At 66.6% G+C, this 12,619-nt stretch carries 10 protein-coding genes; 4 read left to right on the top strand and 6 right to left on the bottom strand.

Going from position 1 to position 12,619, the window contains the following annotated elements; all coding sequences use genetic code 11:
• The first annotated feature begins 25 nt into the window (after window positions 1-25).
• Together DPV79_RS18800 and DPV79_RS18795 are read left to right on the top strand one after the other, a co-directional pair.
• Complete coding sequence (locus tag DPV79_RS18800) at window positions 26-1,186, top strand: porin (protein WP_060343329.1); 1,161 nt, start codon at window positions 26-28, stop codon at window positions 1,184-1,186.
• Between the two features lie 385 nt (window positions 1,187-1,571).
• Window positions 1,572-2,045, top strand: a complete 474-nt coding sequence (locus DPV79_RS18795; RefSeq protein ID WP_060050602.1) for a VOC family protein — start codon at window positions 1,572-1,574, stop codon at window positions 2,043-2,045.
• A 128-nt stretch (window positions 2,046-2,173) separates the two neighbouring features.
• Here the strand turns inward: DPV79_RS18795 and DPV79_RS18790 are convergent, their stop codons facing one another.
• On the bottom strand, window positions 2,174-2,986 hold the full coding sequence (locus DPV79_RS18790; RefSeq protein WP_113046201.1) for an AadA family aminoglycoside 3''-O-nucleotidyltransferase: 813 nt from the start codon (window positions 2,984-2,986) through the stop codon (window positions 2,174-2,176).
• Window positions 2,987-3,267: 281 nt separating this feature from the next.
• Complete coding sequence (locus tag DPV79_RS18785) at window positions 3,268-3,717, bottom strand: HU family DNA-binding protein (protein WP_011355701.1); 450 nt, start codon at window positions 3,715-3,717, stop codon at window positions 3,268-3,270.
• 257 nt (window positions 3,718-3,974) lie between these two features.
• Between DPV79_RS18785 and DPV79_RS18775 the strand changes: the two genes are divergently transcribed.
• Complete coding sequence (locus DPV79_RS18775) at window positions 3,975-5,093, top strand: acyltransferase family protein (RefSeq protein WP_113046132.1); 1,119 nt, start codon at window positions 3,975-3,977, stop codon at window positions 5,091-5,093.
• Window positions 5,094-5,492: 399 nt separating this feature from the next.
• Here DPV79_RS18775 and galU read toward each other — a convergent pair whose 3' ends face one another.
• Entirely contained in the window at window positions 5,493-6,380 is an 888-nt protein-coding gene (gene galU, locus DPV79_RS18770; protein ID WP_021162860.1) for a UTP--glucose-1-phosphate uridylyltransferase GalU, read from the bottom strand.
• A gap of 230 nt (window positions 6,381-6,610) precedes the next feature.
• Window positions 6,611-6,754, bottom strand: coding sequence for a hypothetical protein (locus tag DPV79_RS42690; protein WP_006479318.1), 144 nt, complete (start codon window positions 6,752-6,754; stop codon window positions 6,611-6,613).
• Window positions 6,755-6,971: 217 nt separating this feature from the next.
• On the opposite strand from DPV79_RS42690, the gene DPV79_RS18765 reads away from it, so the two are divergent.
• Window positions 6,972-8,147 (top strand): acyltransferase family protein, encoded by a 1,176-nt coding sequence (locus DPV79_RS18765; RefSeq protein WP_021162859.1) that lies wholly within the window; start codon window positions 6,972-6,974, stop codon window positions 8,145-8,147.
• Window positions 8,148-8,669: 522 nt separating this feature from the next.
• Here the strand turns inward: DPV79_RS18765 and DPV79_RS18760 are convergent.
• Window positions 8,670-11,135 (bottom strand): glycosyltransferase family 4 protein, encoded by a 2,466-nt coding sequence (locus DPV79_RS18760; protein WP_059859118.1) that lies wholly within the window; start codon window positions 11,133-11,135, stop codon window positions 8,670-8,672.
• Window positions 11,132-12,598 (bottom strand): flippase, encoded by a 1,467-nt coding sequence (locus DPV79_RS18755; RefSeq protein WP_060065527.1) that lies wholly within the window; start codon window positions 12,596-12,598, stop codon window positions 11,132-11,134. Before DPV79_RS18755 ends, DPV79_RS18760 begins: the two co-directional genes overlap by 4 nt.
• Window positions 12,599-12,619: the final 21 nt, after the last annotated feature.

Below are 12,619 nucleotides of genomic sequence, written 5' to 3'. Positions count from 1 at the left end.
ATCACTTGCGTGGAGAAACTCAACGATGAAGAAACTTGCTCTCTCGACCCTCTCGCTCGCCCTGCTGGGCGCCGCCGGCGCTGCTCAGGCACAGTCGAGCGTGACGCTGTACGGCGTGATCGACACGTCGATCACCTATGTTCACGGTAACGCAGGTCAAGGCAACAATTCGTGGTCGATGGGTAGCGGCAACCTGCAAGGCAGCCGTTTCGGCCTGAAGGGTTCCGAGGACCTCGGTGGCGGCCTGAAGGCGATCTTCCAGTTGGAAAACGGCTTCAACTCGGCATCGGGCGCACTGGGCCAGGGTGGCCGCATGTTCGGCCGCCAGGCATTCGTCGGCCTGCAGAGCGACCAGTACGGTACGCTGACGCTGGGTCGCCAGTACGACCCGCTCGTCGACCTGGTTCAGGCAGTCACGGCTGACAACTACTTCGGCAGCGTGTTCGCCACGCCGGGCGACGTCGACAACAACGACAACAGCCTGCGCGTCAGCAACGCGATCAAGTACACGTCGCCGGTGTTCGCTGGCCTGCAGTTCGAAGGCATGTACGCGCTCGGCGGCGTCGCCGGCTCGACCGGCAAGGGTCAGACGTGGGCGGCAGCTGCAGCCTACAACAACGGCCCGCTGGGCGTGGCTGCAGGTTACTTCCACGCGAACAACGCATCGGCGCTCACGGCTGGCAAGCGCGGCGGCTGGACCGGTACGTCCGACGCAATCTTCGACGGCGACTCGGGCACGACCTTCATCAACAACGCGTTCGTGTCGTCGACGTCGATCGGCATCGCGCAAGTGGCAGCCCAGTACGCATTCGGCCCGGTGACGGTCGGTGCCGGCTACAGCAACGCGCAGTACAAGGCTGACGGCGCGTCGACGTTCGGCACGAACCAGAAGTACAACACGGGTCGCGGCTTCGTCACGTACCAGGCATCGGCACCGCTGCTGCTCGGCCTCGGCTACATCTACACGAAGGGTAGCGGCGACAACAACGCCAAGTACCATCAGGTTTCGCTCGGCGCGGACTACTCGCTGTCGAAGCGCACCGACGTGTACCTGGTTGGCGCATATCAGCACGCAAGCGGCCACAACGCCGACGGCAGCGATGCGCAAGCGTCGGTCGGCTCGTACGGCATCGCCGGCAAGAGCTCGCAGGAAATCGTCGCACTCGGCCTGCGTCACAAGTTCTAAAAACGAAGTATCCGGCGTGCACGGCGTCTCCGACGCCTTGCCGCCGACCTGGAAAGCCAGCCCGGTTTCGGCCGCGGCTGGTTTTTTTTCGTCCGTCTCCGATGCGCCGGCAGCCCGCGCACGGGCCGGCGGCCCGAACCCGAACCCACGCGCACGCCGACCGGCCCTCAGCGGCGCCTGGCGGCTGTAAAGCGCCGGGAACGCCGTTTGCGGATCGTCGCGCCGGTCGCCATCCGTCCGCCGAGCGGCTACCATCCGCATTGCCGGCGCCGCTCGTCCGGTGCGATCGCGATGTGCCGCAGCGTGTCGATTTCGGCAACCGTCGCCCGTCGTGTGGATGGCGGCACACGGTTTGCCGCTGCCCCATACAGACAGGAGACTCGTCATGACGATTCAGAAGATCACGCCTTTCCTCTGGTATTCGACGGAAGCCGAAGAAGCAGCGGCCTTCTATGCAGGCATCTTTCCGGATTCGCGCATCGTGCGCGTCACGGCGGTGCCCGGCACCGACGGCACACGCATGGTCGAGTTCGAGCTGTTCGGGCAATCGTTCTTCGCGATGAGCCACCCGCGCACCGACACGTTCAACCACGCGATCTCGCTGCTGGTCAGCTGCGCCGACCAGGCGGAACTCGACCGCTACTGGAACGCCCTGCTCGACAACGGCGGCACGGCCGACGCCTGCGGCTGGCTGCGAGACCGCTACGGCGTCTCGTGGCAGATCGTTCCGGAAGCGCTGATCCCGATGATGTCCGACCGCGACACCGTCAAGGCCACGCGCGTGGCCGCCGCGATGATGCAGATGGTCAAGCTCGACGACGCCGCGCTGAAAGCCGCCTTTGCCGGTACGGCCGGCTGACGATGCCTGTCGCATAAGCGCGTGCGAGTGATGCGCCGGGTCGCCGGACAGGCGTCCGGCTCGACGGCAAACGCGTGCGACAGCGTCGCAAACGCCCGTGCTCCTCGTCGGCCTCGCCCGCAAGCCGGCTACGTTCGCGGCATCTGCGGCGACGTCGACAGCATCGATTCGACCGTTCGCCGCGCGTAACCGATGAATGCGGCGAGGGGTTCGCCCGACAGGATCGCCGTGTCTTCCTCTTCGCCGAGATAGGCGGCGCGCGCCGCCGCCACAACCGGACGGTACGTTTCCGGCAGACGCGCCAGCGCCCATGTCGCGGCGACGTCCTTGGGCGCGATCCTGCCGGTCGCGGCGCTGTACCAGATGCGCGCGAGCGCGAGCACCACGTTGCACTCGTCGCCGCACCAGCCCGGTTCGGCATGCCACTGCGCGACGGTCGCCAGCAACGCGGCGACAAAATCCCCCGCGGGCACCGGCTCGAGCAACGCAGCAGCCGGCGGGCCGGCCAGCGCGACACTGTGCTGCCGCACCTTCGTCAACAGGATCGCCAGATCGTGATCGACGAGCGCCGGCTCGACGATGCCGGCTTCGAGATCGTGACGCAGCCACTCGCCAAACTGCAGTTCGCGCCGCGCCGGATGACGCCACGGCACGATTTCGTCGTGCGCGACGACGGTCACTTCCAGCGCGCGCATGCCGCCTGCGCAGCCGGGCGGCGTCGACACGGCGAGCAGGCCGAGCATCAGCGCACGCCGCGTCGGCTCGTCGGGCCGGCCCGACACCGTCGCCAGCAGGTCGATGTCGCTGCGCGGTTTCAGTCCGCCGTCGAGCGCCGAGCCGAACAGATGGATCGCGTTCAGCGTCGCGCCGAGATGCCGCTCGATCGTGTCGCATGCGGCGGCGACCTGCGCCGCGATTTCGTCGGGAATGGCTTCAGTCACGATGCGCGTGTCTCGCGACGCGTACGCAACAGGCGCAATCGGCGCGGCGAGCACGAGCCCCTGTGAGTGGATTGCCGTTCGTCATCGCGCATGCACGACACGTCGCCGAGCGTGCATCACGCGTCGAACCGGACTTTCCGCCATTTCGCTTCCACACGTCCGCACTTCTTCGCGGCCGCGCGCTTTGCGCAGCGCAATAAAAATCCCCGCACGCTTTCGCGTACGGGGATCGTCGGACTTCGCAACGGCTGCCGAATGCATTCGGCAGCCGCCGCGCGGCATTACGCTGCCGCGTCCTTCAGCTTCTTCAGCGCACGTGCCTTCACGCGCACGCTGGCCGGCTTCGCCGGGAACCAACGCTCTTCGCCCGTGAACGGATCCTTGCCGAAGCGCTTCTTCTTCGCCGGCACGACTTGTGCCGTGATCTTCAGCAGACCCGGCAGCGTGAACTCGCCCGCGCCCTTCTTGTGGACCGAGCCGAGCACGACGTTCTCGAGTGCGACGAGCACTGCCTTGACCGCCTTCACTTCGACAGCCGCGCGCTCAGCGATGTGCGTTGCGAGCGATGCCTTCGTGAACTTGTCCTTCAGCGGCGTCGGAGCGGCCGGTGCCGCCTTCGCGACAACCTTCTTTGCCACTACTTTCTTCGCGGGCGCAGCCTTTTTGGCAGCCACTTTCTTGGTGGCGGGTGCGGCAGCCTTCTTGGCCACCTTTTTTGCGGAAGTCGCCATGTTTCTCCTACCAGGTGTGGTCGTTGGATACACGAAGCGTGCAACGCGCGCGCTTCAACGCCGGATTCTACAAGCGCCGTGACGCTTCGTGCAGTACTTTTGTGCGTTTTCGCGGGGTTTCCCGCAGGTTTTTTTGCATGCGGGCGATTTCATCGACGCTCCAGCATCAAAAAACGCCTTCACGTATGCATCCGAACGCGAATTACGTTCGATATTTGCGCACCTATACTGGGCTCGCTCAATGCCCGGATGCCTCCATGCGCGAAGCCCGATACGTCAAAGGACTCGACGGCCTGCGAGCCCTCGCCGTCATCCTCGTTTTCCTGTCCCACAAGGGCCACGTCCTTGCCGTCGACGTCGGCAAGCTTGGCGTGTGGACGTTTTTCCTCATCAGCGGATTCCTGATCGTCGGCGAGCTGCATCGCAATCGCCAGGCGGTCGAGTGCGGCGCCATGACGCGCCGCCATGCGCTCGCGCTGTTCCTCGCGAAGCGCGCGCTGCGGATCTTTCCCGTCTATTACCTGCTGCTCGCCGCGCTCGCGATCGCGCACGCGCTGTTCTACCAGCGCGGCGTCAATCTCGGGCTCGCGTGGCACGCGGTGTTCCTGTCGAATTACTGGATCGGCGTCGTGAAGGACGGCTGGCCGGGCTCCACGTCGCACTTCTGGAGCCTCGCGGTTGAACAGCAGTTCTATCTGATCGCGCCGCTCGCGCTGCTCGCGGTGCCGGCCGCGCGACACGTCGCGCTCGGCATCGCGGCCGTCGTGCTGTGCGCGCTCGCGCATCTCGCGCTCTACCTGTGCGACGCGTCGCCGGTGCTGATCTACGCATTTTCCCCGTGGAATTTCGCGCTGATCGCGCTCGGCGGCGTTGGCGCGATGGCGCTTGCCGGACGCGGCGCGGCCGCCGTGCGTAGCGTGCCGCCGGGCTGGCTCGGCGCGGCCGGCGTCGTGTTCTTCCTCGTGCTGCCCGCATGCACGGCACTCCCCGACGCGATCGCGGGGCTCGCGGATCTCGGCCTGTCCGCGTCGCTCGGCGCGCTGCTGCTGTGGATCGTCAGCGAACCCGAGCATCCGGTCGTGGCGTTGCTCGACTGGGCGCCGCTCGTCTATCTCGGCACGATCAGCTACGGTTTCTACCTGTTCCACAACCTGATTCCGACGCGCTTCGGCGTGCTGCCCGCGCACTTCGCGCACGGGGCAATACCGGAAATCGTCCGCGAAACGCTGCCCGAGATGCTGCAGTTCGCGCTCGCCGTGCTGCTTGCGCACCTATCCTGGCGCTACCTCGAAAAGCGGCTGCTCGACTTCAAGAAGCCGGTCGCCGCGATGCTGGCCCGGCGGTTCGTCGCACAGCCGGGCACGTCGGCACGTTGAATGCCGCACCGATACGGATACGATCGAACGGGAAAACCGCGATTCGGGCCACCCCCGGAAGCCGACACCCGGCCAGCGTGGCGTGGCACCCCGTCATCGACCGGCACCGGCAGAACCGCTGCGGCACCGAACATCGACGTGCAGCGCGCAATCGAATCGCGACAGAGGCCGCACGGTCACCCGCCGCGGCACCGGTTTCAGGCGTGACACCCATGCTTGCCGGAGCGCCCGGCTCCGCACGCGGCAACGCTCGCACGGCAAACCCGCCACCGCACTCACCTCGACGGTGCGCACCAGAATCACGCATCCGCTCGCCCGTATACGCAAAAAAGCCCCGGCGCGCGAGCGGCCGGGGCCAACGGAACAACCACCACCTGAAACAACGGAGCGCGAGGCTGCTTAGGCGACAGCAGCCAGCGCGGGCAAGCAGGTACGCAGGTAGGCCTCGAATTCGCGGCTCACTTCCGGATGCTGGAGCGCGAGCTCGACGGTGGCCTTGAGATAGCCGATCTTGCTGCCGCAGTCGAAGCGCGTACCGTAGTAGCGATACGCGAGCACCTGCTCGTTCGCGAGCAGCGACTGGACCGCGTCGGTCAGCTGCAGCTCGCCGCCGGCGCCCGGCTTGAGCTTGCGCAGGTGATCGAAAATCGTCGGCATGAACACGTAGCGGCCGACCACGCCGAGATTCGACGGCGCATCCTCGGGCGCGGGCTTCTCGATGATGCCCGACAGCTTGATGATGTCCTCCTCCCATTCGCGGCCTTCGACGACGCCGTACGAACGGCTGTCGTCGCGCGCGATCGTCTCGACCCCGATCACCGAGCTGTGATAGTGGTCGAACACGTCGACGAGCTGCTTCAGCACCGGCTGTTCGCCGTGCAGCAGGTCGTCGGCAAGAATCACCGCGAACGGCTCGCCGTGCACCAGCTTCTCCGCGCACAGCACCGCGTGGCCGAGGCCGAGCGCTTCCGGCTGGCGCACGTAGAAGCAGTTGACGTGGCTCGGCTTGATGCCGCGCACGAGCTCGAGCAGCTTTTCCTTGCCGCGCGCCTCGAGCTCGGCCTCGATCTCGTACGACTTGTCGAAGTGATCCTCGATCGCGCGCTTGCTGCGCCCGGTAACGAAGATCATCTCGGTGATACCGGCGTTGATCGCTTCCTCGACCGCGTACTGGATCAGCGGCTTGTCGACGACGGGCAGCATTTCCTTCGGGCTCGCCTTCGTTGCCGGGAGGAACCGCGTGCCGAGACCGGCAACGGGGAACACGGCCTTGGTGACTTTCAACATGTTCGCATCCTGATTGCGTTGACTGCGCCGCGTCGACCAACGACCCGGCGCGATTGTGTTCCGAACGGCATATCGAGAATCGACGGTACTGCCAATTCGACTCCGCTCATTATCGATATGGACTGATTGCCCAATGATTCCGGAAAAAATATAATCCTTTCAACCCGGTCGATATTGCCGAACCGAGTGCCGAGGCAGAAACAAATTACCGATTTTCCAGATACAAATTCTTACGATTCGAATTCCTCGATATAGGGCACGCCGCCCCGTTCGAGCCCCGGGCGAATCGGTTCGTTCTTCAGCGCCTCGCGGTACGCCGACAGCACGGCCATGACCAGCAGTACTGCAGCGCTCGCGATCCAATGCATGTCCATCTTGCCGCTCCTTGCATCAATCAACTGGAGCTTCAAACTATCAGAAAAAAATCGGTAAATAATTGACCCGCCTCGCGGAACCGCTTTCTGAACGCGATAAACCCATGATGTGGAATACCGATATTTCCCGGTGAGATTTTTTTATTCATTGATCGAATTCTTGCGCATTACGATTGGATGAAACTTCCCGTCCATCCGTCGCAAGGAATCGAATCGCATGCAAGCTTTCAGCGGATCGTCTCTGACCGCGCCGCCCGTCGCCGACCACAAGGAACACGTGATCGACGCGATGCGCGGCTTCGCGGCGCTGCTCGTCGCCTATTTCCACTGCCGGCAGGTCGTCTGGGTCGGCATGCAGAGCTTCCATCACGCTTACGGCCATGCGCTCAACCCGGGCGCGATCGCCGGCTACCTGACCTTTCCGTTCGCGTGGGGCTCCGCCGGCGTGCCGATCTTCTTCGTGATCAGCGGCTACTGCATCCACCGTAACGCGGCGCTCAAGCTGGCGGCCGATCCCGCGTACCGGCTCGACGCGCCGAACTTCTGGATGCGCCGGTTCGCGCGCATCTACCCGGTGCTGCTCGCCGCGCTGCTGTTCACGCTCGCGCTCGACTCGGTCAGCCTGCAGATCGAGCCAGTCAGCCACAAGATCCGCGACGTCGGCCTCGTCGCGTTCCTCGTGAACCTGTTCTCGCTGCAGGGCGTCGCCGGCTACACGTACGGGTCGAACGGCGCGCTGTGGACGCTGTCGCTCGAAGTGCAGTTCTACGCGATCTACCCGCTGCTGTTCGCGGTACGCCGGCGCATCGGCATGCCGGCGGTCGTGGCCGCGGTCGCGCTCGTCAACGTCGCGTCGGCGTGGCTGCTCGAACGGCACGACCTGCAGTTCTTCACGTCGTACTGGCTGTCCTGGACGATCGGCGCGTGGATCGCCGACGTGCGCGCACAGTCGCCGCGCGACGCGGCCGCCGTGCCGTCGCGTGCGTGGTACGGCGCGGCCGCCGTGCTGCTGGCCGCCGGCTGCGGCGCATTCCATTTCGGCCAGTACGGCGCGTTCCAGCTCTGGTCGGCCGGCTTCGCGTGCTTCCTGTACCGCGCGCTCGCCCGCCCGCCGCGCACGACGCCGCCGCTGCGCGTGCTGAGCTGGTTCGGCGACTTCAGCTATTCGCTGTATCTGATTCACCTGCCGCTGTTCGTCTGCCTCGGCTCGGTGCTGTTCCATTCCGAACTGCAGTTGTCGATCTGGCCGTCGTTCGCGTTCATGGCCGTCGCGATCCCGGTCGCGTACCTGTTCTACCGGATGTTCGAACGGCCCGCGATGACGTGGTCGGCCAGCTTCAAGCCGACCCGCCCCGCCCGCGTCGTTACGTCGGCGCCCGAACGGGCCGCCTGATCCGGCCGGCCCGGGTTCCCGAGCCCTCGCGCGGCACCCCGCCGCGCGGGGGCTTTATCGTGGCCTGAGCGCGTCGGCACGCCGGGTTGACCGGATGGGCAGGCCTCCGGCGTCGGGCCGCGCCACGACCCGCCTGGGCCGTCCTCGGCCTGCTTTCGCTGCGCGGGGTGCCCTGGGCACCGTCTCCTCGGGTCGTCTTCTCGGGTCGTCTTCTCGGGTCGCCTTCTCGGGTCGCCTTCTCGGGTCGCCTTCTCGGGTCGCCTTCTCACGCCGCCTTCTCACGCCGCCTTCTCGCGTCTACTTCTCACGCTGCCTTCTCGCGCCGCCCTCTCACGTCGCCTTACCCCGCCGCCGTCTCACATCGCCCGCCGCGCCCCCAACGGCGATCGTGCAAACACGCGCCCGCCACACTACGCAACGACCTGCCCGCCACTCGCCCGACCAGCCCCCCGCGCTGAAAAGCAAAGCCCCCACGCAGCGTATTGCCGCATGAGGGCTCGTTCCCGGGGCGGCTCGCGCCGGCTACTGCTTTTTCGCCTTCGCGGCCTTCGCCGTATCCGCGAGAATCTTCTCGACCCGCTCCACGTAGGTTTCGGTGCCGAACCGGCGCACCGCCGTCGCACGCCCACTCGCGACGAGCCGCTCGCGCAGCGCACCGTCGCGCTTCAGCGTATCCAGCGCCCCGGCCAGCGCGGCCGCATCGCCCGGCGTGCAGAGCAGCCCGTTGTCGCCGTCCTCGATGATCTCGACGACGCCGCCCGCGCGGGCCGCGACAACCGGCCGGCGCGCGAGCATCCCCTCGACGATCACGCGCCCGAACGGCTCGGGCGTGATCGACGTATGCGCGACGACGTCGACCGCCGTCATGCACGCGGCCACGTCGCGCTGGAACCCGAGGAAATGCACGCGCTCGTCCATCCCGTGCCGGGCGACGAATTCGTGCAGCTGCGCCGCGTATTCGTCCTCGCCGAACAGCGGCGCGCCAACCAGCACCACGTGCATGTCGGGATGCCGCGCGGCGGCCTCCAGCAGCACGTGCTGCCCCTTCCAGTGCGCGAGGCGGCTGAACGAACCGACGAGCCATGCGTGCTCGGGCAACCCCAGCCGCGCGCGCAGTGCGGCCTGGCTGACGCCTTCCAGCGCATCGAACGGCTCGGCCGAAATGCCGTTGAACACGACGTCGACGTGCTGCGGCGTGAAGCCCGTCAGCGCGCGGAACGCCTGCGCGGACGCGTCGGAGTTCGCGATCACGCGCGTGACGCCGAGCCGCGCGCAGTACTTGATCGCCAGCAACTGCTTGCTGCCGAAATGGTCGGTGCTCACGATGTCACGCAGATGCCACACCACCGGCTTGCGCGCGAGCCGCCCGGCCAGCGCGGCAACCACCATCGCGCGCTGCGTGTTCGCGTAGATCACCTCGGCGCGGCGCGCCCGCCGCGCCACATCGCGCACGAGCCGCACGAGCTGCTTCACCGCGCCGACCGACACGCCGCCCTGCTTGCGCACGCCCGCGAGCGCCCCCTGGTCGACCACGTCGACGCGCGCGCCGATCTCGTCGAGCGCCGCACGGAACGGGCCGTCGTCGAACAGCAGCACGTCGGCGTTCGCGCGCATGTGCTTCATGATCTCGAGCAGCGACAGCTCGGCGCCGCCAAGCACGCCGCTCTGGTCGAGCACGAGCGTCGCCGGGCCGCGCGCGGCCGGCAGCGGCGCGACGGCCGTACCGCGCTGCGCGGTCGAGCCGGGCAGCGCGGCTTCCACGTAGTCGAGAAAGCGCCGCCGGAACGTATCGGCGGAAAACCGCTCCGCGTTCGCGCGGCATGCGTCCGGCGTGAAACGCTGCGGCGCGCGCTCGAAATCGTCGACGGCCGCGACGATCGCGTGCGGCGTCTGTTCGTCGAAGAAGAGCCCGGTCGGATTCCGGTTCGACTGCGGGTCGAGCACGGTTTCGAGCGCGCCGCCCTTGCCGTAGGCGATCACGGGCGTTCCGCACGCCTGCGCCTCGACGACCGAGATCCCGAAATCCTCCTCGGCCGCGAACACGAACGCCTTCGCGCGCCGCATCCGGTCGTGCAGTACCGCGAACGGCTGGTAACCCATGATCTCGACGTTCGGGCCGGCTTTCGCGCGGATCTTCTGCATCTCGGGGCCGTCGCCGATCACGACGAGCTTGCGCTCGGGCGTCTTCGAGAACGCCTCGACGATCAGGTCGATCTTCTTGTAAGGCACCATCCGCGACGCGGTCAGGTAGAAATCGTCCTTCTCCGCGTTCAGCGAAAAAGCGTCGACGTCGACCGGCGGGAAGATCACCGCCGCGTCGCGGTGGTAGACCTTCCTGATGCGCCGCGCGATGAACGCGGAGTTCGCGACGAAACCGTCCACCGCGTTCGCGGTGCGCGTATCCCAGTTGCGGATGTAGTGCAGGATCATCCGCGCGAGCAGCGATTTCGGCCCGCGCGTGAGGTTCGACTGTTCCAGGTACTGGTGCTGCAGGTCCCACGCATAGCGGATCGGCGAATGCACGTAGCTGATGTGCATCTGGTCCGGCCCCGTCAGCACGCCCTTCGCGACCGCGTGGCTGCTCGATATCACCAGGTCGTACTCCGACACGTCGAGCTGCTCGATCGCGAGCGGCATCAGCGGCAGGTAGCTGCGGTACTTGGTGCGCGCGAACGGCAGCTTCTGGATGAACGACGTCGTCACCGGCTTGCCGCGCACGAACGCTCGGTCGTCGAGGAAGTCGACGAGGCTGAACAGGTCGGCGTCGGGAAAACACGCAACGATCTGTTCGAGCACGCGCTCGGCGCCCGCGTAGGTCACGAGCCAGTCGTGGACGATTGCCACGCGCAGTGCGCGCGACGGTTGCCGCGCGCTGGCGCGCTCGGCCGGCACGGGCCGGCGCAGTGCGGCGACATCGCCGGCTTCGGCCGCGGCGGCATCGGCCGTGGCGAGATTCAACAAGGCGTGTTCCGCCAGATCGCGATTCATGCTGTTCTCCTCGCATTGAGACGGACAAACAGGTCGCGCACGAGCGCGCGCAGCCCCGGCGTCATCGTGAGCGACCACGCGACGTTCAGCAGCAGCACGACCGCGCACATGCCGATCGACTCGACGAGCCCCGGCCATGCCTGCGCCAGAAACAGGCTCGCCAGCAGGAACGCGAGGTGCGCGAGCATGTCGAGCACGATCGCGCGCATCCGGATCGCCGACAGGTACAGCAGCACGCCGTAGTCGACGAACGCGCGCGCCGCGACGACCACCGCCGCGCCGATCAGCCCGAAGTGATGGATACCGAACCACAGGCCGCCGACGAAGAACGGCATCTGGACGAGCCCGGCAAAGGCCGCGCGGGACGGATTGACCTGCGACTGGATCAGGATGCGCGTGACGCTCGCCTGGCCGACGAGCCACACGCTGATCACCAGCACGCGGCCGACCGGCGCCGAATGCGCGGCGAGATCCGCGCCGACCCACAGCGTGAGGAACGGCGCGAGCGCGAAGATCGCGACGATGCCGACCGGCGTGAACACGCCGTTCAGGAATTCGAGCGACTGCCGCGCGAGCGTGTCCGCATGGTCGCGGCCCACGGCCGACAGGCGCGGGAACAGCGTGCGTACGAGCGCGTTCGGCAGCATGTTCAGGCGCGTGACGAGGTTCTGCGGCACCGTGTAGTAAGTGACGAACTTCGCGCCCATGCCGGCGCCGAGCATCACGCGGTCGAGCGTGTCGGCGATCATGCTCGTCGTGCTCGCGATCAGCATCCAGCCGCCGAAATTGAACAGCCCTTTCGCGGTGCCCCATTGCGGCGGATCGATGCGCCGGATCCCGAGCACCTTGATGCTGGCGTGGCCGAGCATCACCGCCGCGATCAGGCGCGCGACGACCGCCGCGGCGAGCACCGTCTGCAGGTTCGGCGCGATCCACCACGCGGCGCCGAGCGGCAGCAGCTGGAACAGGAACGTGCCGATCGTCTGGTTCGTGTTGAACACGCCGAAACGTTCGGCACCGTTGATCGCGCCGGCGAACACCCACGACACGTTCGCCAGCGGAATCGCGAGCGCGAGCCACGGCAGCGCGAGATACACCTCGTGCTGCATCGCCGCCGACACCTTCGTGAAGTAAGCGGTGTAGACGAACGCGCCGAAATAGATCAGCAGCCCGCCCACGATGCCGGTGCCGAGATTCAGCCAGAACGCGCTCCAGAACACGCGCGCGCTTTCGTCGTCGTTGCCGCTCGCGAGCGCCTTCGAGATGTGGTTCTGCGCGGCCATGCTCATCCCGAGATCGAGGATCCCGAAATAGCCGATCAGCGTCCACACGAGGCTGACGACGCCATAACGTTCGACGCCGAGCGCGTGGATATACGCGGGCACCGTCACCAGCGACACGAAGGTCGGCAGGATCAGCCCGATGAAGTTGATCGAAACGTTCTTGAGTATGCCTTTGTCCATGCTTCTGCCTTGTGTGACGTC

This window comes from Burkholderia reimsis (assembly GCF_003294055.1).
Taxonomy (GTDB): domain Bacteria; phylum Pseudomonadota; class Gammaproteobacteria; order Burkholderiales; family Burkholderiaceae; genus Burkholderia; species Burkholderia cepacia.
Note: the sequence above shows the minus strand (reverse complement) of the source record. Positions and strands in the feature narration are given on the sequence as shown.

Coding starts and splice junctions, on each gene's coding strand:
- DPV79_RS18800 (WP_060343329.1), top strand. CDS start 26: ATGAAGAAACTTGCTCTCTCGACCCTCTCGCTCGCCCTGCTGGGCGCC.
- DPV79_RS42690 (WP_006479318.1), bottom strand. CDS start 6,754: ATGGACATGCATTGGATCGCGAGCGCTGCAGTACTGCTGGTCATGGCC.
- DPV79_RS18795 (WP_060050602.1), top strand. CDS start 1,572: ATGACGATTCAGAAGATCACGCCTTTCCTCTGGTATTCGACGGAAGCC.
- galU (WP_021162860.1), bottom strand. CDS start 6,380: ATGTTGAAAGTCACCAAGGCCGTGTTCCCCGTTGCCGGTCTCGGCACG.
- DPV79_RS18775 (WP_113046132.1), top strand. CDS start 3,975: ATGCGCGAAGCCCGATACGTCAAAGGACTCGACGGCCTGCGAGCCCTC.
- DPV79_RS18785 (WP_011355701.1), bottom strand. CDS start 3,717: ATGGCGACTTCCGCAAAAAAGGTGGCCAAGAAGGCTGCCGCACCCGCC.
- DPV79_RS18765 (WP_021162859.1), top strand. CDS start 6,972: ATGCAAGCTTTCAGCGGATCGTCTCTGACCGCGCCGCCCGTCGCCGAC.
- DPV79_RS18760 (WP_059859118.1), bottom strand. CDS start 11,135: ATGAATCGCGATCTGGCGGAACACGCCTTGTTGAATCTCGCCACGGCC.
- DPV79_RS18755 (WP_060065527.1), bottom strand. CDS start 12,598: ATGGACAAAGGCATACTCAAGAACGTTTCGATCAACTTCATCGGGCTG.